Source organism: Microbacterium sp. 11MF, from assembly GCF_000383475.1.
GTDB lineage: Bacteria > Actinomycetota > Actinomycetes > Actinomycetales > Microbacteriaceae > Microbacterium > Microbacterium aquilitoris.
Genome location: NZ_KB911460.1, coordinates 250,781 through 269,697, shown reverse-complemented (window position 1 = coordinate 269,697; position 18,917 = coordinate 250,781). Strand labels below are relative to the sequence as shown.

General features: G+C 68.9%; 16 protein-coding genes. 11 read left to right on the top strand and 5 right to left on the bottom strand.

Annotated features, from left to right (window positions below):
- Positions 1 to 21 precede the first annotated feature (21 nt).
- Genes arr through H286_RS0108225 form a run of 3 tightly spaced genes read left to right on the top strand, consistent with a single transcriptional unit; the run spans position 22 to position 1,645 of the window.
- A complete protein-coding gene (gene arr / locus H286_RS0108235; RefSeq protein WP_020097767.1) occupies positions 22 to 429 on the top strand; it encodes an NAD(+)--rifampin ADP-ribosyltransferase in 408 nt (135 codons plus the stop codon).
- The gene (locus H286_RS0108230; protein ID WP_018185775.1) at positions 429 to 758 is read left to right on the top strand and encodes a hypothetical protein; all 330 of its coding nucleotides are present in this window, start codon (positions 429 to 431) and stop codon (positions 756 to 758) included. Before arr ends, H286_RS0108230 begins: the two co-directional genes overlap by 1 nt.
- Before the next feature lie 38 nt (positions 759 to 796).
- The gene (locus tag H286_RS0108225) at positions 797 to 1,645 is read left to right on the top strand and encodes an NAD-dependent epimerase/dehydratase family protein (RefSeq protein WP_020097766.1); all 849 of its coding nucleotides are present in this window, start codon (positions 797 to 799) and stop codon (positions 1,643 to 1,645) included.
- Between the two features lie 4 nt (positions 1,646 to 1,649).
- On the opposite strand, the gene H286_RS0108220 is transcribed toward H286_RS0108225, so the two are convergent.
- A complete protein-coding gene (locus tag H286_RS0108220; protein ID WP_231370918.1) occupies positions 1,650 to 2,483 on the bottom strand; it encodes a hypothetical protein in 834 nt (277 codons plus the stop codon).
- 135 nt (positions 2,484 to 2,618) lie between these two features.
- Between H286_RS0108220 and H286_RS0108210 the strand changes: the two genes are divergently transcribed.
- From H286_RS0108210 to H286_RS0108180, 7 genes are all read left to right on the top strand, one after another.
- A complete protein-coding gene (locus tag H286_RS0108210; RefSeq protein WP_020097763.1) occupies positions 2,619 to 3,752 on the top strand; it encodes a glycosyltransferase in 1,134 nt (377 codons plus the stop codon).
- Positions 3,752 to 4,012, top strand: a complete 261-nt coding sequence (locus H286_RS0108205) for a glutaredoxin family protein (RefSeq protein ID WP_028497448.1) — start codon at positions 3,752 to 3,754, stop codon at positions 4,010 to 4,012. The genes H286_RS0108210 and H286_RS0108205 overlap by 1 nt, the downstream gene beginning before the upstream one ends.
- Positions 4,013 to 4,031: 19 nt before the next feature.
- Complete coding sequence (locus H286_RS0108200; RefSeq protein WP_020097761.1) at positions 4,032 to 5,720, top strand: aldehyde dehydrogenase family protein; 1,689 nt, start codon at positions 4,032 to 4,034, stop codon at positions 5,718 to 5,720.
- Positions 5,721 to 6,000: 280 nt separating this feature from the next.
- Positions 6,001 to 7,524, top strand: a complete 1,524-nt coding sequence (locus H286_RS0108195) for a sugar transferase (protein WP_020097760.1) — start codon at positions 6,001 to 6,003, stop codon at positions 7,522 to 7,524.
- Positions 7,524 to 8,756 carry a DUF1972 domain-containing protein gene (locus tag H286_RS0108190; RefSeq protein WP_020097759.1) on the top strand — a complete coding sequence of 411 codons (1,233 nt, stop codon included), beginning with the start codon at positions 7,524 to 7,526 and terminating at the stop codon, positions 8,754 to 8,756. Before H286_RS0108195 ends, H286_RS0108190 begins: the two co-directional genes overlap by 1 nt.
- A gap of 61 nt (positions 8,757 to 8,817) precedes the next feature.
- Positions 8,818 to 9,891 (top strand): polysaccharide pyruvyl transferase family protein, encoded by a 1,074-nt coding sequence (locus tag H286_RS0108185; protein WP_020097758.1) that lies wholly within the window; start codon positions 8,818 to 8,820, stop codon positions 9,889 to 9,891.
- The gene (locus tag H286_RS0108180) at positions 9,888 to 10,961 is read left to right on the top strand and encodes a DUF6492 family protein (protein ID WP_020097757.1); all 1,074 of its coding nucleotides are present in this window, start codon (positions 9,888 to 9,890) and stop codon (positions 10,959 to 10,961) included. The genes H286_RS0108185 and H286_RS0108180 overlap by 4 nt, the downstream gene beginning before the upstream one ends.
- Here H286_RS0108180 and H286_RS0108175 read toward each other — a convergent pair.
- Positions 10,898 to 13,357: a right-handed parallel beta-helix repeat-containing protein gene (locus H286_RS0108175; RefSeq protein ID WP_155900337.1), complete on the bottom strand. Its 2,460-nt coding sequence runs from the start codon at positions 13,355 to 13,357 to the stop codon at positions 10,898 to 10,900. The genes H286_RS0108180 and H286_RS0108175 overlap by 64 nt on opposite strands.
- A gap of 250 nt (positions 13,358 to 13,607) precedes the next feature.
- Here H286_RS0108175 and H286_RS0108170 point away from each other — a divergent pair, with 250 nt between their 5' ends.
- Positions 13,608 to 15,026 (top strand): polysaccharide biosynthesis tyrosine autokinase, encoded by a 1,419-nt coding sequence (locus H286_RS0108170; RefSeq protein ID WP_020097755.1) that lies wholly within the window; start codon positions 13,608 to 13,610, stop codon positions 15,024 to 15,026.
- A 9-nt stretch (positions 15,027 to 15,035) separates the two neighbouring features.
- Here H286_RS0108170 and H286_RS14800 read toward each other — a convergent pair whose 3' ends face one another.
- The 3 genes from H286_RS14800 to H286_RS0108155 form a co-directional block, all read right to left on the bottom strand.
- Positions 15,036 to 15,695, bottom strand: coding sequence for an arsenate reductase/protein-tyrosine-phosphatase family protein (locus H286_RS14800; protein WP_196800636.1), 660 nt, complete (start codon positions 15,693 to 15,695; stop codon positions 15,036 to 15,038).
- Between the two features lie 63 nt (positions 15,696 to 15,758).
- Positions 15,759 to 17,591 (bottom strand): ABC transporter ATP-binding protein, encoded by a 1,833-nt coding sequence (locus tag H286_RS0108160; RefSeq protein WP_020097753.1) that lies wholly within the window; start codon positions 17,589 to 17,591, stop codon positions 15,759 to 15,761.
- Positions 17,569 to 18,885 carry a hypothetical protein gene (locus tag H286_RS0108155; protein WP_020097752.1) on the bottom strand — a complete coding sequence of 439 codons (1,317 nt, stop codon included), beginning with the start codon at positions 18,883 to 18,885 and terminating at the stop codon, positions 17,569 to 17,571. Before H286_RS0108155 ends, H286_RS0108160 begins: the two co-directional genes overlap by 23 nt.
- Positions 18,886 to 18,917: the final 32 nt, after the last annotated feature.

Below are 18,917 nucleotides of genomic sequence, written 5' to 3'. Positions count from 1 at the left end.
CCGCCGCGCTACCCTGGCGCGGTGAGCGCAGCCGACGAGACCGGTCCCTTCTTCCACGGCACGAAAGCCGACCTCGACGTCGGCGATCTGCTCACGGCGGGGCGACGCTCGAACTACCGGCCGTCGATCGTGATGAACCACATCTACTTCACCGCGCAGCGCGACGGCGCCGGCCTCGCCGCCGAGCTCGCGGCGGGCGACGGTGAGCCGCGGGTCTACCGCGTCGAGCCGACCGGCCCGTTCGAGGACGACCCGAACGTGACCGACAAGAAGTTCCCCGGCAACCCCACGCGCTCGTATCGCAGCACCGATCCGCTCCGCGTCGTCGGCGAGGAGGCCGGCTGGCCGCGCCTCAGCCCCGAGGCGCTCGCGGACTGGAAGCGCCGCATCGCCGCGATCGAGGAGTCCGGCGGCGAGATCATCAACTGATGAGCGACGTCGTCCGCTTCTGCCGCAGTCGCAACGCCGGTCGCCGCTGCACGCGCCCGCTCGACCACCCCGGTCTGCACCGCCACCGCACGATCATGTGGACGGATGCCGCGGCCGACCCGTCCCGCTGCCCCGGGTCCAGCAAGCCGAGCTCCCCCGCCGCCGCGCTCGCGGACGGGTGGCCGCACGGCCGCGCCCTGTGCCCCGTCTGCCACCGCTTCGTCCCCCTCGTGGACGGCCTGCTCGAGGAGCACGTGAGCTCGGACGAGGACGAGACGGATGCCGAGGCATCGCGTCGTCGCGAATGGCTCAACACCCACGGGTGGTGACGGCCCTCGCTGTCCGACGCGCGTGCCATGCTGACGGGATGCGCATCGCCGTCACCGGTTCGTCCGGAAAACTCGGGTCCGTCGTCGTCCGCGAACTCGCCGCCGCCGGCCACGAGGTGATCGGCTTCGACCAGCACGGCACCCGCGGCCCCGGCTTCGTGCAGATCGACCTCACCGACCACGGACAGGTCGTCGACGCGCTGACGGGCGTCGGCGATCAGCACAACGGCATCGACGCCCTCGTCCACCTCGCCGCGATCCCGGCCCCTGGCATCCGGCCCGATGTCGCGACCTTCCACAACAACATCACGACCACGTTCAACGTGTTCTGGGCGGCGCTCCGCCTCGGGATCACGAAGATCGTCTACGCCTCGAGCGAGACGGTTCAGGGACTGCCGTTCGAGACACCGCCGCCCTACATCCCCGTCGACGAGGACTACCCGGCGCGTCCCGAATCGGTCTACTCGCTCGTGAAGCACCTCGAGGAGCAGATGGCGATCGAGCTCACACGCTGGTACCCCGAGGCATCCATCACCGCCCTCCGCTTCTCGAACGTCATGTGGCCCGAGGACTACGCGGAGTTCCCCTCGTTCGACGCCGACGCGCGGCAGCGCAAGTGGAATCTGTGGAGCTACATCGACGCCCGCGACGGATCGCAGGCCATCGAACGCGCGCTCGAGGTCGCCGGCCCCGGCTTCGACCACTTCCTCATCGCGGCGGCCGACACCGTCATGAGCCGCCCGAACGACGAACTGGTCGCCGAGGTGTTCCCCGGCGTCGAGCTCCGCGGCGACCTCGGTGTCAACGACTCGCTGTTCTCGACCGCGAAGGCGCAGCGGGTGCTCGGTTACCGGCCGCAGCACTCGTGGCGCGACTCCGTGGGCTGAGTGCTCAGCCGCCGAATTCGGCGAGGACGTACACCTCGCTGTGATTCACCGCGCAGATCTCGGCGATCGGATTCTGGGCGTCCCAGAACTCCTGCACCTCGGTCATCCCGCCGGGAATCGGCGAGCGCTCCGCGAGAACCGTGTGGATCGACCGCAGGTACGGAGCGAGAGTGGTCGTCGACGACGCGGCGAGCGTGTCCGCCGCATCCGCCGCGGCATCCACCCGGCGGTTCCATTCATCAGCGCCGAAGGCCGCGTAGAAGCCGTAGCCCTCGTCGGCGTTCGTGACCTGGCTGTAGACGCCCGAGAACAGCTCGCACTCCTCGGCGAGCGCGGCGTCCTGCGGGAACGGGGCCGATGAATACGAGACGGATGCCGCCCACTCGGCCTCCGGGGCCAGGCCGAGCGTGAGCTCCGGCGCCGACCGGGCTTCCCACGGCCAGGCGAGGACGCGATCGGGATCGCAGGATCCGGACTGCGGCGCCTGCCCGAGCATCATCGAATCGCCGAGCTCCGCCGTGAATCGCTCCGCGGGGTCGCACGTCAGCTGGACGAGCACCGACTGGGTGCCGGCCGGCACGTCGAGGGCGACGGGGCTGGGCCCGGTGCCCGAGAACGCCTGCGTCGCGATCACCGTCGGCGACGCCGGGGCCGCCTCGGCCGTCGGTGACGCCGGCGCGGGTGCGACCACCGGCGCCTCCACCGTCGGCCGGGCTTCTCCCGCGGGCTCCACCACCGTCGACACGCATCCTGCCGACAGCATCACCACCGCGGCCGCGATCACGGCCGCCTTCGCGCCTCGACGCGTGCGCGGCGCACCGGCATCCCCCCAGATCATCTGATCTGTCTATCAGACGGCCCGGGACCCCGTCAGCGGATCCCTGTCGTTCGCCGGGGACATCCTCAGTCCGGTGCGCCCGGTCCCGGCTAGGCTGAGACGTCCCCGTGCCCGCCGAGCATCGCGAGCCCCGCCATGGATCTGTCGATCATCGTCCCGACCTTCAACGAGGGTCCGAACATCGACGAGCTGTTGCGTCGCATCGGGGAGAGCCTCGAGGGGCGCGTGTTCGAGGTCGTCTTCGTCGACGACTCGACGGACGACACCCCCCAGGTCATCGCGGCCGCGGCGAAGGGCGCCCCGTTCCCCGTGCGCCTCATCCATCGGGAGAACGCCGATGCCGGCCTCGGCGGCGCGGTCGTCGCGGGATTCCAGGCGGCCACCTCGCGCTGGTGCCTCGTCATGGACGGCGACCTGCAGCATCCACCCGAAGACATCCCCCGACTGATCGAGCGGGCCGACCGAGGCGACGTCGACGTCGTCGTCGCTTCGCGCTATGCGTCCGGGGGCACGTCGAAAGGCCTCGCCGATGCGACCCGCACCGCCGTCTCGCGCGCCTCGACCGCGCTGACCAAGGCGATGTTCCCGCGGAAGCTCGCGAACTGCTCCGACCCGATGACCGGGTTCTTCCTGCTCGACACCCACGCCGTCGACGTCGGCGCGCTCCGCCCGCGAGGCTTCAAGATCCTGCTCGAAGTCCTCGCGCGACGTCAGCTGCGGGTCGACGAGGTCCCGTTCGACTTCGCCTCACGCCACGCCGGCACCTCGAAGGCGACCTTCACGCAGGGCGTCCGCTTCCTGACCCAGCTCGCCATGCTGCGCTTCGGTCGGATGTCGGCGTTCGCCCTCGTCGGCGGGTTCGGCGCCATCGCGAACCTCGTCATCATGTGGGGTCTGATCCGGCTGGGGATGGACTACGTGCCGGCGGCCATCGTCGCGAGCGTCATCACGATCATCACGAACTTCCTGCTGCTCGAGTACCTCGTCTTCGCCGACATGCGGTCCGAGTCGGGGCGGATGCTCACCCGGTTCCTCAAGTCGTTCTCCTTCAACGGCCTCGAAGCGATCATCCGCATCCCGGTCCTGTCGATCATCGTCGAGGCCACCCACATCCCCGCCGTGCTGGCCGCGGCTCTCACGCTCGTGGCCGCCTTCGTCCTGCGCTTCGTCTTCCACGCACTCGTCGTCTACGCACCGCGCCGGCCGGGACGTGCCGTCGCGGCCCAGGAATCCGAGCCCGCAGCAGCGGGCGGGCGTACCCTGGAGTGATGACCGACACGTCCACTCAGATCACGATGTTCGGCGCCGAATGGTGCCGCGACTGCCGCCGCACGAAGGCACAGCTCGACAGCCTCGGAGTCGATTACCGGTACGTCGACCTCGAGGCCGAGCCCGACGCCGCCGACATCGCCCGCGAGATCTCCGGACGCACCAACATCCCGGTCGTCGTGTACCCCGACGCCACGCATCACGTCGAGCCCAGCAACGACGACGTCGCGGCCAAGCTCCGCGAACTGTCGCTCATCTGAGTCCACCGGCACAGCGACGATGACGACGACGTCACCGGCCACGCCGCATGAGCACTCCCCCGAGGCCCGCACCGATCTCGACTCCGCCCTCACCCGGCTGCGCGCCGGTTCGAGCGAGTGGACCGCACTCACCGCTGCCGGGCGTCGTGATCTGCTCCGGCGCATCCGCTCCGCCGTCGCCGGCGCCGCCGATGATTGGGCGCGCATCGCCGCCGCGAGCAAAGGGCTCGAGCCGCGGCATCCGCTCGCCGGAGAAGAGTGGCTCGCCGGCCCGTACGCCGCCATCGTCGCGCTCGACGCGTACATCGGAACGCTCGACGCGCTCGCCCGCGGGCGCAGTCCGCTCGCCGGCGTCCGCACCGGCACCGCGCCCGGCAGTCGCACCGTCGTCCACACCTCGCCGCTGAACGCCGCCGACCGGATCCTCCTCTCGGGATACACGACCGAGGTCTGGTTGCAGCCGGGCGTCACCGCGCACGAGGCGAGGGATGCCTCGGGCCTCGCCTCGCGGCATCCGCTCCGCAGCGGCGGGGTCGGCCTGGTCCTGGGCGCGGGGAACGTGACCTCGATCCCCTTCCTCGACGTGCTGTACGAGCTGCTCGCCGAGGGGCGCGTCGCACTGCTGAAGGTGAACCCCACGCAGGATGCGCTCGTGCCGGTGTTCGAGCGGGCGTTCGCGCCCCTCATCGAGGCCGGGTTCGCCGCAGTCGTGAGCGGAGGCGGTGACGTCGGGGCCTACCTGACGCGGCATCCCGAGATCGACCACGTCCACATCACCGGGTCGGAGACGACCTTCCATGCCATCGTCGGCTCCGGCGACGATCGTCTGCGCGTGCCGATCACCGCCGAGCTCGGCGGCGTGTCGCCGATCATCGTCGTGCCGGGGCGCTGGACGAAGGCCGACCTGCGGTTCCAGGCCGAGCACGTCGCCACGATGCGGCTGCACAACAGCGGGCACAACTGCATCGCCGGTCAGGTCGTGCTCCTCAGCCGCGACTGGGATCAGCGCGAGGACTTCGAGCGCGAGCTGCGCCGCGCCTTCGCGCGGACGCCGAAGCGGCCCGTCTGGTATCCGAACGCGGCGGCGCGGCTCGAGCACGTGCGCGAGGTCTACCCCGATGCCGAGTGGTTCGCCGACGGCACGCGGGCGATCGCAGTGGGTGACGGTGAGATCGAGACGACCGAGTACTTCGCCCCGGTCCTCGGGATCGTCGACCTGCCCGGCACGGGGGCCGCGTTCGTCGATGCCGCCGTCGCGCACGCGAACGAACGACTCACCGGAACCCTCGGCGCGAACGTCCTCGTCGACCCCGTCACCCAGCACCGCCTCGGCTCCCCGTTCGAAGAGGCGATGGCTCGCCTGCGCTACGGCACGGTGGCCGTCAACGCGTGGACGGCGTTCGGGTTCCTCACCCCCACGGCGACGTGGGGCGCGTTTCCGGGCGGCACCGTCGACGACGCGCCGAGCGGCATCGGGATCGTTCATAACGCACTCCTGCTGGACGAGGTCGAGCGGAGCGTCGTCCGCGGACCGTTCCGTCCCTTCCCCCGCTCCCTCGGCCGCGGGCGCTTCTCGGTGCTGCCGAAACCGCCGTGGTTCGTGACCTCGCGCACGGGACGCGCGGTGTCGGAGGGCTTCGCCCGGTTCCGGATCGATGGCCGCATCGGCCCGCTCGTCGTGACTCTCGCCCGCGCCTTCGGCGCCTGAGCTCGGCGCCCGGCGGCGCAGCCGGGGATCGCAGGCGCGGGGGCTCTGACGACATGACGCGTCGGTTTACATCGAGTTAACGCCCCGCGCTCGCACGACCGTTCGTCGCACGCTACAGTTGCCATCGAGTGGATCGCGCGGCCGGGGGGTCGCGCGGAGGTTCTTGGGGGACCGCGAAGCTCATTGGGGAACTATGCATCCGCCTTGGGGGCGGGTGCAGTGATCGCACATTGCTTGGGGGCATGATGCGGACACCGTCCGATGTGTGTGGGGACGCACGATGAGCGCGGTCGAGGGCATCTCGCCCGGCCTGTCGCTGCCAGGGCTGAGCCCGCTGACGACCGTGCGCACGTGGGCCGGCGAAGCGCCGCGGGCATCCGCCGCGCTGGTCAGCCGTCAGCAGTGGGAGCGTCGCTTCCGCGTGCGGCTGCGAACCAGCGACACGGCGATCGTCGCGGTGGCCTGCGCGTTCGCGACCGTGCGCGTGACGGCGTCGGGCGCCGTCGCCCCGGTCCCGTACAGCGCGGTCGCGATCGCGCTCGCGACCGGCACGCTCTGGCTCGTCGCGCTGATGCTGTTCAACACCCGGTCGGCGAGCGTCATCGGCTCGGGCTCGGTCGAGTACGCCCGGGTCGCTCACGCGACCGGGCTCGCGTTCGGACTGCTCGCGATCATGTTCGTCGTCTTCGAATGGGGCGGGATCCGGGCGCAGCTGTTCACCGCTCTCCCCCTCGGGACACTCGCGCTCCTGCTCTCGCGATGGGCATGGCGGCGGTGGCTCGTCGCGCAGCGTGCCGAGGGCAGGTTCGCCTCGCGCACCGTCGTCGTCGGGTCGCGGGATGACGTCGAGTACGCGATCCGCACCCTCGGGCCCGCGGGCCAGCTCGGCTACCTCGTCGTCGGGGTCGCGCTCCTCGAGGGCACCGGCGAGCGCGTGAGCGTCGACGGTGTCGACTACCCGGTGATGCACGGCGAGGACGCCGTCCTCCGCGCGGCGGAGATCTACGGAAGCGACACGATCGTCGTCGCGAGCCAGCCGGCGGGCGATCCCACGTATGTGAAGCGCCTCTCCTGGTCGCTGGAGGGCACCGCTGCCGAGCTCGTCATCTCGAGCCGGCTCGCCGACGTGGCAGGACCGCGGATGTCGCTCCGGCCGGTCGAGGGGATGCCGCTCATCCACGTGAAGATCCCGGCCTTCGAGGGGGCTTCCTTCTACGTCAAGCGGGCGCTGGACGTCCTGGTGTCGGCCACCGCCCTCCTCGCCTTCGCACCGGTGGCGGCGGTCATCGCTCTGGCCATCAAGACGAACGACGGCGGCCCGGTCTTCTTCCGCCAGGCCCGCGTCGGCCGCGACGGTCACGAGTTCGCGATGCTGAAGTTCCGGACGATGCGGGTGGATGCCGAGTCCGAACTCGCCGCACTGCTCGCCCGCAACGAGGGCTCGGGCCCGCTCTTCAAACTGAAGCAGGACCCCCGGGTCACCCGCGTCGGCCAGATCCTCCGGAGGTTCTCGCTCGACGAGGTGCCGCAGTTCTGGAACGTCCTACGCGGCGACATGAGCGTCGTCGGGCCGCGCCCGCCGCTGCCCGCCGAGGTCACCGCCTACGACGGCACCGTCTTCCGCCGTCTCTACATCAAGCCCGGCATCACCGGACCGTGGCAGGTCGGCGGACGGAGCGACCTCTCCTGGGAGGAGAGCGTCCGCCTCGACCTCCGCTATGTCGAGAACTGGACCGTCATGACCGATCTCGTCCTGATGTGGCGAACCGCCAAAGTCATGGTCACACGTGAGGGAGCGTACTGATGGTCATCGAAATCCCGCGCCCGCTCGACACCGACGCCGACCGCGGTCGGCACCGGACGCAGACCCTCGAGACGCGGACGCTCCACATCGCGATGATCGGCACCCGGGGGGTGCCGGCCTGCTACGGCGGCTTCGAGACGGCGGTCGAGGAGATCGGTCGTCGCCTCGTCGAACGCGGCCACGACATCACGGTCTACTCGCGGGGCGCGGGGACCCGGACCTCGGAGTACCTCGGCATGAGGGTCGTCCGCCTTCCGGCCGTCCCCGTGAAGCAGCTCGAGACCCTCAGCCACACCGGGCTCTCCGCCGTGCACGCCGTGTTCGGCCGGCGGACGGATGCGGCCTTCGTGTTCAACGCCGCGAACTCGCCGTTCCTCCCGGTCCTGCGTGCCCGCGGCATCCCGACCGCCCTCCACATGGACGGTCTCGAATGGAAGCGCTCGAAGTGGGGCCGGCGCGGCAAGGCCTACTACCGCTGGGCGGAGGAGTTCGGCGTGCGGACGGCCGACGCCCTCATTGCGGACGCCCCCGGCATCGGCGAGTACTACGATCGCGAGTTCGGGGTCCCGACGGAGCTGATCCGCTACGGAGCGCCCATCCTGGACGATGCACCGACCGACGGCATCCGCGCCCTCGATCTCACCCCCGGCGGGTACCACCTGGTCGTCGCGCGGTTCGAGCCCGAGAACCATGTGCTCGAGATCGTGGCCGGCTATCGGGCCAGCTCTGCGACCACTCCGCTCGTCGTGGTCGGCTCGGCGCCGTACGCCGCCGAGTACACGCAGCGCATCCGCGCCACGGCCGGCGACGACCCCCGCATCCGCTTCCTGGGCGGCGTGTACGACCAGGACCTGCTCGACGCGCTGTACTTCCACGCGACAACGTACGTGCACGGGCACTCGGTCGGCGGGACGAACCCCTCGCTCCTGCGCGCCATGGGTGCGGGCACCGCCGTGCTCGCCTACGACGTCGGCTTCAACCACGAGACCCTCGACGAGTACGGCCTGTTCTTCGCGGATGCCGCCGAGCTGACGCGTCGCATCGATGCGCTCGACCGCGATCCGGCGCTCGTTGCGAGGCTCGCAGGCCCCGCGAAGAATCGAGCGGCCCTCGCTTTCCACTGGGATGACGTGACGAGCGCGTACGAAGACCTCGCCATGCGCCTCGCAGGGCGCGAGTCCATGCACCGACTCGGCCGTCGCGCGCGGCGGCGCGCGAGTGACGTCCTCTGACATCGACCTCGCGTCTCCCTGGTGCAGGACACCGCGGTGCGACGACCGGAAAGGACAATCCATGCGGATACTGCTCGCCTGGGCGGATGAGACCTCACCCAACCTGGGGGTACGGGCTCTCGGGCGCGGGTCGCAAGATCTGCTTCAGCGCATCTGGCCCGAGGCGGAGTTCACCTACATGAACTACGGTACGAAGCCCGACGCCGTCACCTGGTCGCCCCGGGGGCTGATCCGCGAATGGGTGACAGGCAGGCGGGGGATGCGCGACTGGCTCGGTGGATTCGATCTCTACTGGGATACCCGTTCCGGCGACAGCTTCTCGGACATCTACGGCCTGCCTCGACACACCACGATGTCGCTCATCCATGAGTTCGCGGCGCGCAGTCACGTGCCGACGATTCTCGCCCCGCAGACCATCGGCCCCTTCGGGTCGCGTCGCTCCCGGCTGCTGGCACGGAGGGATGTGCACCGCTCGAAACTGGTGCTCGCCCGCGACCCGATGAGCGCCCGAGCGTCGGCGTCGCTCGGGCGCCCCGTCGATCTGACGACCACGGATCTCGTATTCGGGATAGACCAGCCCGTCCCCGAGCCCGGGAACGACGTCCTCCTGAATGTGTCCGGGCTGCTCTGGCGGTCGCTTCACCACGGCGATCCTCATGTGTACCGGCGTCAGATCGAGGGCGTGATCGACGGGCTGCTGGATCGTGGACGATCGGTGACGCTCTTCCCGCACGTCCTCGATTCGGCCGACGTCGACAACGACGTTCCACTCGCCATCGAGTTGCACGATCGGTACGACGGACGTCTCGGTCTGGTGATCCCTCGCGACCTCGACCACGCACGAGCACTCATCGCCGGCGCACGCGTCGTCATCGGAGCGCGGATGCATGCGTGCTTGAACGCCCTGTCCACCGGCACACCGGCGATCGCCATGGCCTACTCGCGGAAGTTCGCTCCCCTCATGAGCGAGTTGCAGTGGCCTCACGTCGTGGATGCCGGCAGGTCGGAGGACGCCGTCGGCCGCATCCTCGCCGCCGTCGACGATCCAGAGCTGACCGCGCAGGCGCGCGGTGCGCAGGCGCGCGGCCAGCACATGCTCGCCGGCGCGGCGGAGCTCGTCGGATCGTCACGATGAGCTCCGCGCTGACGTTCGTCACCGTCGTGTTCGAGACGGAGACGCACCTCCTCGAGCTTCAAGCGCGCTCGATGTCGCTGCACCTCGACGCAGAGGAGGTCGATGAGATCCTCGTCCTCGACAACTGCGTTCTCGGCATGGGCGAATGGACGCGGCGAAGGCTTCTGCGCGCGTACGGCCGATTGCAGGGCCGCGTCCGCATCGTCCGGACGACCGCTGTCATCGACCCTCGCGCTGCGGGGGGATGGCGCAGCCAACAGGCCGCGAAGCTCGCCATCGCCTCGCAGGTGAAGACACCCCATTACGTGGTGCTCGATGCGAAGAACCACTTCACGCGGGCGACATCGGCTACCGAATTCGTCGGTCCGGACAGCCGGGCCCACGGTCATCCGCATTCCTACGAATCGCACCCGCTGCGAGCCTCCCTCGTGACGACGCTGCAGTACGTCCACGCCGAGCCGGACGTGATCGCCCGGGCAGTCAAGTCATTCCCGCCGACCGCGACGCCCTTCGTGTTCGACACCGCGGCGGTACGCGCGCTCATCCTCGATCTCGAAGAGCGGTCGGGTCTCCCCTTCGGCGAGGAGTTCGAACGTCACAAGCTGCTGGAGTTCTTCCTCTATGCGGCGTGGAACGAGACGCGAGGGCGGGGTCTCCGCAAACTGCGCGATGAGGTTCCCATCCCGTCGCCGACGGTGTGGCCGAAGGCCGCGTCGGAGGAGGGCGTCCGGTCGGCGATCGATGAGCACGCTCGCGACGGCGCCGCCGTTTTCGCCGTCCACCGACAAGCTCTCGCCAAGGCGGATGCCGCCGCGCTCGAACTCATCGCGATCCAGTGGGTGTCGTTCGGACTCTTCACCGACACCCCCGCCGCGCAGGCGTTCATCCGGCGTTTCCGCCGCCGATACCTGCCCTCACTCGTGTGGGTCCGCGGTGTCGAGCGCGCCCGCCGCTCGCTTCAGCTGTGGCGGGCGCGCTCGACATCGGAGGAGCGAGCCGATCCCGTTCAGGGGAACCGAGCGCCGAGCCGAACTTCACCGGACGCCAGACCGGAGACATCCGCAATCTGATCGGGCACGGGAACTGCGATGGTGCTCTGTCGTTCCGGGGAGATGGAACGGAGCGAGTAGTCGGCGTTCACCGGTGACGATGTCTGCTCGAGAAGGACCGACCGCTTCTCACGGCCCGTCGCCGCGACGAAGTCACTGAGCGTTCCGAAGTACCTCGACGATCCTGAGGCACCCTGGGCGTAGATCGCGAATGACCGCGGTGCGGACGGGGAGGTGCGGTGATACACATTGCCTTCGGCCCGCGTCACCATCTGCGCACCGGTGAGCACCCGCGAGAAGTCGTCGATGCAGACGAGACACGTTCCCTCCGGGTCAGCGGAGACGTTGTTGGCGATCACGATGTTCTTGCTCATCCACGGGATGGTCGGGTTCTTCGAGCGACGCGAGTCCTGGGTGACGGCGATGTTCCGTTCGTTGCCCACCGCGGTGTTGTTCCAGATCGACGCGGAACCCGCGTTCACGATGTAGATCCCGTTGATCCCGTTGTCGGCCACGACGTTGTCCGCGATGACAGCACGCTCGGAGAGCTCGAACACGAGACCGTTCCCCGTATTGCGGAGGCTGTCGTTGCCGGTGAAGACCACGCCGTTGTTCGACTCGTCGAACCACGGACCCTGTCCGTAGTTGTCCGCGAACACGCTGTCGGCCACCGTGACGCCAGAGGAGCTGTGGATCTTCAGCGCACCCGAGACGGGCGCCCTGTTGAAGCGCTCCCTGTTGTTCCCGGACGACAGCATTCCGCGGATCTCGAGCCCGTCGGCGTGGGCTGCGCCCGCGCCGAGGAGTCCGTTGCCGATGAGGGACACCTGCGAGAGGGTGGTGTCCTTGGCCCAGGTGTAGAGCCCGGTGGTCGAGTTGTCCCGGATCGTGACATTGGAGAGCGTGACGCCCTTGGCCGCGATGATGACGGTGCCCATGTCCGGAACGCTCGTGGCATACCTGCGCACGCCGATGCCCTGCACGACCGAACCTTCGGAACGGACGGAAAGAGCGCTGACGAGTGTGCTCGCTTCCACTCGCCTCCCATTCGGGTCCGACCCCACGACGAGCTGATCCGCCGCCGCGTCGACGAAGAAGCGCCCCGGTGCCACCTGAGACCGCGAGGACACCTGTGTGAGCTGCTGACCGTCGATCCACAGTTGATCGGGATGGGCTGCCATCGGATATGCGGGGTCGACGAATCTCCATCCCTCGGCCGGACCGTCCGACGCTCCTCGAACGAACGTCGGACTGGCATCCAGCTGCTGGGTCCATCCGGGACGGACCCACGCGTTGCCGGATGCGCGGAAGCCTGACACCGGCTCCGCGCCGTCCAGCCAGACTGCTTCGGAGCCGTAGGGCTGAAGTGTGACGCGCTTCTGGGGCGCGACGATGACGCTTTCGTGATAAACCCCGCCGCGAAGGGCGATGGTCCCCCCGTTGGGGACCTTCCGCAGGGCGGCAGTGATCGTCCGGACCGGCGCCGCGACCGTACCCGCTGCCGAGTCGTTACCACCGGGCGAAACGATGATCGCGTTCGACGGGACCTTGTAGGCGACCGAGCCCGGGGCGCTGGCCCCGGCAGCCGCCCGGGCACCGGTGACCACCTGTCCGACTCCGGGTGCGGGTCCAGGAGCGGGCGCGGGGCCCGGTGCAGGTGCCGGCCCGGGGGGCGGCGCTGAGACCCCGGGCGCCGCGATGGAGAGATCGTCGACTCCGACCGGAAGCAGCGCGGTCGACGACGAGGTGTACAGCGAGAACTCGGTCCCACCGGAGCCGGCGATGCGCTTCGCAGACGAGTCGGAGTACCTCAGCGTCCGCGCGGCGCTGTCCGCGGAGCCCGCGACGCGGGCGGAGGCGATGAGGGCGACCGTCGTCGACCCGGTCGCCTGGATCCGGACATCGACCGTTCCCCCCTGCCGGATCCTCTCCGGCAGACGCACCGACGCGAAAGTACCCACGGTGACACCGGTTCGTTTCTGGAGGCTCAGCTCCACGACGCCGCCGACCATGATGCGGGCACCCACGATGTACGCGCCGCCGGCGGTCGAGCGCACGCCGTGCGACAGATACAACCCGGTACCCGATGTCGGCAGGGTCGGAACCGCGAGCGAGAAGGTGGAGTCGACGTCTTGCATCGTGCCCGCAAGGGAGACCCGCGACGTGCGTCCGGGCTGCGGGCTCGACACCCAGCCGCGGCCGTCGCGGACGGATGCCACGGATCCCGGCGCCGTCGTCCAGGGACCACCCACCTCGGAGGTCCCCCATCCGGAGGCGACGGATCGTGCCATGCCGTCCTTGACGTACACCGCGGTCGCAGCGGAGGCGGACTCACCAGGGCCACCAGCGACCCCGATGCCGAGGAGGACAGCCAGGAGGAGGGCACCAGTTCTAGTGGGGTGGAAGCGTCGGAACATGAGGTCTCGATTCGAGCGGGGAGGTCGGGACGCCGGCAGGGAACGTCGGGTAGACCTGCTGGCGGAATCCCGCTGAAGGTATCAGGGCGTTCAGATCGGCTCCGTCCGCATGAGAGCTCCCTCATGCGGTCGCGGTGCTCGCCTGCGATGCGCGTCGGCACCGCAGCGCGTCGTCGTCTCGAGACCGTCGTTCGCTGTCGTGATGGCCTGCGCGCCGATAGAGTAGGAGGATTCTGGGGGAAGGGGAGCCATGGCGGAAACAACGCCCTGGTCCGGTCATTGGCTGCTGAACGCGCTGCGGAAGTTCTGGTGGGGAATCGCCGCCTGTGCGGTCGTCGGCGGCGCAGCGGCCTTCGGCGTGTCCGCGCTCGAAACCCCCCAGTACCAGTCGACATCCTCGCTCTACTTCGCCCTCAATCAGGGGGCCAGCGCGTCCGACCTGAACCAGGGTTCGACGTACACGCAGAATCAGATGCTGTCGATCGCTCAGTTGGCGACGACGTCGCGGGTCCTCGAACCGGTGATCCAAGACCTCGGGATCGACACGACCCCTCGGGATCTGGCTCGCTCCGTCGACGTGACGATCCCGCAGGACACCGTCATCCTGCGGATCACCTCCACGACGACGAACGCCGAACGGGCGGCGGCTCTCTCGAACGCGATCGCCGCCGAACTCGCCGAGGTCGTGCTGGAGATCTCACCGAAGGGCGCCGCAGGTGCCCCCACGATTGCTGCCGAGACCATCGACAAGGCTGTCGTGCCCACGTCGCAGTCGTCGCCGAACAAGCCGCGGGATGCACTGGTAGGACTGCTCATCGGCGGCATCCTGGGGATCGCCGTCGCCCTGATCATCAGCGCCGCCGACACCCGCGTCCGGAACGAGGAGATCCTGGCGCGCGTCAGCGGCACGCCCGTCCTCGGCGTCGTCACACGCGCCCCCCTCCTGTCGCACCGCGCCGCCGGAATCGCGCAGGAGCCCCTGGGCCGATCGGCAGAGGAGTTCCGCCGGCTGAGGTCTGCGCTGACATACGCGAATGTCGGCTCACGCGTCTCGACCCTGCTCGTGACGTCGAGCTCGCCGGGCGAGGGGAAGTCGACCGTCGCCGTCAACCTCGCGCTGACCCTCGCCGACCTCAATCACCGGGTCCTGCTTATCGACGCGGATCTCCGACGACCGCAGGTGCACGCGTTCTTCGGTATCGAGGATGCCGTCGGGCTGACGTCCGTGCTGTTGAAGATGCACGACTTCGACACCGCGAAATACCCCTTCCGGTCATCGACGCTCGACGTCCTGCCATCCGGCGGCACTCCGCCCAACCCTGCGGAGATCCTCGCCTCTCGAGCGCTGGCGGATCTTTTGGAGGAGTCGGCCAGTCGATACGACTTCGTCGTGGTGGATGCCCCTCCGGTCCTGAACGTGGCGGACGCGAGCCTTCTCGCCCCGTCCGTCGACGGCGTCCTGTTCGTGGCCGACGCGACCAAGACCAGCAGGCCGAACGCTGCGAAGGCGATCAAACTGCTCGAGGGCGCCGGAGCGCGCGTCCTCGGAAGCATCCTGAACCGCGCACGGCACGACAAGAAGTCGGGCGAGTACTACGGTCCGGTCAGCCCGGTTCGCGCCGCGAGCATCGAGAAGCCCGGGTCGGGGTCGGACGCGCCCGTCGGCTGATCGGCGTGATCAGGTAGCCAGGGGTTCGCGGTGACCCGCGAACAGGGACAGCTGGCCATGGAGGGCTCTGGACTGCGCCTGAACGACGCCGAGCACCCTGTGATGATCACGAGGGCGCCTGTTGTGCGCATCGGCGATGTCGAGATCGAGGTCCGTCGCGCCGCCGCGACGGCGCGGCCAGCGACGACGGGGAGACATCTCTTCGACCCGAACACTGCCGCGATGACGGTCGAGCGACTCGGCGAAGGCAGCGAGCACGTCATCGGCGTTCGCGTCCATCTGCGCCGGCGCTGAGAGGGGCTCGATGTGGGCGAGCGCGACCGCCTCACGAAGAGTGAAAGTACGAGACCGCATGGTCGGATCGAGGAGCGCAACCTCCGCGCGCTCCGCACGCGTAGCCGTGATCACCAGTCCGGCCTTCTGAAGGAGGTCGCGGTCGAGTTGCACGGCGCCTCGATCCGCTCGCCGCGGCCTTGCTCCCAACGGCGAAGCCGCGGCGAGCAGGAGCACCTCTTCGCAGGGGGGATGCCCCGCAGCGGCCGCCACTCCCGCGCTCGACGATCGCCACCGCTCCGGACCAACCGTCCTTTCTGCAGCTCGGAACTCATGCTCCATCAGCCTCGAGCGACAGACGTTCGCGTGGCAGATGAAGAGCACCTCGGCAGTCATCCGACCCTCCTCGAGAACCTGCGGTCGCATGGCGATCGATCGTGGGACACCCGGCTCATGCGGTCAGCCCCGTTCCGCCCGACGCGCGGAGCCCTGGACGGCGGCGCGGCTCGAGATCTCGCTGACCTCTCTGAAGTAGGTGTTGTTGTCCATGAGGTTCTCCGCGGTGTCCAGCCCGACGATCGCGCCGTCCGCGATCACCATGACCCGATCGCAGATGGCGAGCGTCGACAAACGATGCGCGACCAAGAACACCACGGAGTCGCCCGCCAGATCCCGCAGCGATTCCTGGACGGATTCCTCGGACTTGACGTCCAGCGCGCTCGTCGGTTCGTCGAGGATCATGACCGACGGACGGGCTGCGAGGGCGCGGGCGAGACAGATCCGCTGCTTCTGCCCACCGGAGACCAAGGACGCCCGTGCGCCGACGATGGTGTCGTACCCGTGCGGAAGTCGGAGGATGTCGTCGTGGAGGTGAGAGCGGCGTGCGGCATCCTCGACAGCCGCGTCGTCGATGTCGTCTCGGAAGAACCTGATGTTCTCGCGCACCGTCCCGTAGAAGAGCTGCGGCGACTGGGGAACGTACGTCACCATCCGACGCCAATCCTCGCGGTCGATATCTGATGCACTGACACCGTTGACCGAGTAGGTTCCCTCGGTGGGCTCGCGGAGCCGGAGCAGGAGCTGCACCAAGGTCGACTTGCCGGATCCCGAGGGACCCACGATGCCGATCGTCTCACCGCTCTTCACGGAGAAGGACACGTCGCGGAGGACATCGGCGCCACCCTCGTAGTGGAACCCGACGCCGCTCATGGTCAGGTCGCCGATGTGATCGGCGCCCTGACGACCCGGATCCTGCGGCTGGGACTCGTAGCGCTCGATCGCATCAGCCAGATGGTGCACGAAAGGCAGCTTTTCGTCGACGGAGGAGACCACCGTCTGCACTCGCTGTCCGTAGGTGACGGCGCGGACCAGGATCAGGACGACGGCTCCGAGTGTGGCGACGTTGCCGGCCCCGAGGAGCGCCACCACGCCGAGCGCGAGGACGAGGACCAGGAGCGCCACGCTCTGGTACAGCGACGGGACCGCCGCCGAGAGGAAGCGCACGCGCTGCGACGGCACCTGCACGGCCCGCAGTTGGGAGTAGAAACGTCCGCGGTAGGCGGCGCTCGCACCGAACACCTCTGTCTCTTCGGCGAGCGCGGCGGCTTCCTGCGTGGTCTTCGCGTACTCGATGTTCTCTGAGCTCAAAGTGGTCGCGCTTTTTCGCAGGGAGTTCGAAAGCGGACGGAGAGCGGCGAAGAGCACCAGCGACACGACGGTGATCACGGCCGCCGCCGCGGGGCTCATCACGACCGCAGACGCCAGCAGGCTCGCGAACATGAGCGCAGCGGAGATGATGCCGGCGATGAGGACGATGGTCTCGGACGTCGCGCGGACCTGATTCAGCATGACGGACTGGAACCCACCGTCTCGCTCGGACGCCTTCGACGGCCACGCAGCGCCGACGAACGCGTCGAAGAGGCGGGTCCGCAGGTCGACCATGGCCTGTCCACCCATGACGGCGGGGAGGTAGACGACCCACAGCTGCAGGATCCCGCGCAGCACCGCCAGGGCGACACCCAGTCCCAGCGCGACAGGGATCGTCAGGTCGAGGCCGATTCCTCCGAGTTCCATGCGAACGTCGCGACCGTCGGCGAGGGCGAGCGCGAGCGCCGCGATCAGCGTGAGGAGGACGGCCTCGAGGAGTCCGGCTACGACGGAGGCGATGGAGATCAGGACGATCTTGCCCCGGGACTTCGAGAAGAACGGCGCGATACGGCGCCACGCGGCCAGCGATTCCCTCGCGGTCGTCAGAGGAGACCTTCTGAATTTACTTTCCGGACGTCGCGACACTTCTTCTCCCCCTTGCGGACCCGCCGTTGATGGCGTCGTCCATGATCATGAATTGCTGACGCGGCGCTTCGACCGATGAGGCCACCCCCGCACTCGTCTTTGCGCGCCCGACGGTGACGCCGACGATGAACCAGAGCAGCATCCCGTATTGCGTGATGAACGCGACGGCGAACAGTCCTGGCACTTGCGCGACGATCGCCACGAGCCCGGGCGACAGCGCCTTGGATCGCACGGCGAGAACGATGGCGATGGCATAGACCGCGAAGAGGGCCGCCGTCGGCAGATAGCCGTATCGCAACAAGACCGCGATGAACGCATTGTCGATGGATGCCCGGAAGTTGCCCAGATAGACGTCGCCGACGACGAGATCCTCCCACCCGGAGGCACCGCCGATGAGTCGTACCTGGCCCAGCAGGACCGTCAGACCACCGCGATAATCCGCGCTTCCCCCCGCTTCACCGCCGGCGTCGGCGAAGACCGTGTCGAGGAACGGAACCAGGACCGCCGCTGCGACGACGACGAGCCCACCCACCAGCCATCGCGTGGATGCCCCGACACTGCGAAGAAAGACGAGCGAGAGGACGACCGTCAGGACGAAGGTGATGATGCCGATCCTGCTGAACGTCAGGACGACCGCGAAGCCGACGATCACGAGGCCCACCGCCTTCATCCACGCTTTCGCGCGCGATGCCAGCACGAACGCCGCTGACATGGCGAGGGCACCACCCAGCGCGATGGAGTGTCCGAAAGCGCCCTCCACGCGCAGGAATCCTGCGCGTGGCTGAAGCTGCGCCCACGTCTCCTTGAGCGGCTCGTACCCGGGAATGGCGACGAACAGATTCGTCCCGGTGGCGAACTCGACGATGGCCAGTGCAGCCACGCCCACCGCTGCCCCCGCCACCCACGCGGTGATGGTCGCCGAACCGACGCGCTCGCAGACGATTCGGCCCCAGAAGTACGGCAGGACCAGCTCCAGGGTCCCCGACACCAGATAGGTCAGCTCCACCTGCTTCGCGGCGAAGAGCATGACGACGAGCCCCAGGAAGAGGAGCATGAAGGCATCCGGCCCCGAGAGCCGGAAACGGCCGCTGTGAAGGGCGACGAAGGCGACCGTCAGGAGGGTGATCGCGGACATGAAGAACCCGACGTTCACCCCCACCCAGATGGGCAGAAGGAACACCGAGAGGATCCACACCACGAAGCTCAGGCGCGGCGCGCGGGCGAGGAACACAGCGGCGAGGCCCGCGACGACGCACGCCGTGAGCCCCGCAGCGATGACTATCGCACTCGGCACTCGTTCCCCCTCCCCGGTTCGGTCATGCCCGC

Coding starts and splice junctions, on each gene's coding strand:
- H286_RS0108175 (WP_155900337.1), bottom strand. CDS start 13,357: ATGTTCCGACGCTTCCACCCCACTAGAACTGGTGCCCTCCTCCTGGCT.
- H286_RS0108190 (WP_020097759.1), top strand. CDS start 7,524: ATGGTCATCGAAATCCCGCGCCCGCTCGACACCGACGCCGACCGCGGT.
- H286_RS0108185 (WP_020097758.1), top strand. CDS start 8,818: ATGCGGATACTGCTCGCCTGGGCGGATGAGACCTCACCCAACCTGGGG.
- H286_RS0108195 (WP_020097760.1), top strand. CDS start 6,001: ATGAGCGCGGTCGAGGGCATCTCGCCCGGCCTGTCGCTGCCAGGGCTG.
- H286_RS0108210 (WP_020097763.1), top strand. CDS start 2,619: ATGGATCTGTCGATCATCGTCCCGACCTTCAACGAGGGTCCGAACATC.
- H286_RS0108170 (WP_020097755.1), top strand. CDS start 13,608: ATGGCGGAAACAACGCCCTGGTCCGGTCATTGGCTGCTGAACGCGCTG.
- H286_RS0108230 (WP_018185775.1), top strand. CDS start 429: ATGAGCGACGTCGTCCGCTTCTGCCGCAGTCGCAACGCCGGTCGCCGC.
- H286_RS0108180 (WP_020097757.1), top strand. CDS start 9,888: ATGAGCTCCGCGCTGACGTTCGTCACCGTCGTGTTCGAGACGGAGACG.
- H286_RS0108200 (WP_020097761.1), top strand. CDS start 4,032: ATGACGACGACGTCACCGGCCACGCCGCATGAGCACTCCCCCGAGGCC.
- H286_RS14800 (WP_196800636.1), bottom strand. CDS start 15,695: ATGACTGCCGAGGTGCTCTTCATCTGCCACGCGAACGTCTGTCGCTCG.
- H286_RS0108205 (WP_028497448.1), top strand. CDS start 3,752: ATGACCGACACGTCCACTCAGATCACGATGTTCGGCGCCGAATGGTGC.
- H286_RS0108225 (WP_020097766.1), top strand. CDS start 797: ATGCGCATCGCCGTCACCGGTTCGTCCGGAAAACTCGGGTCCGTCGTC.
- H286_RS0108220 (WP_231370918.1), bottom strand. CDS start 2,483: ATGATCTGGGGGGATGCCGGTGCGCCGCGCACGCGTCGAGGCGCGAAG.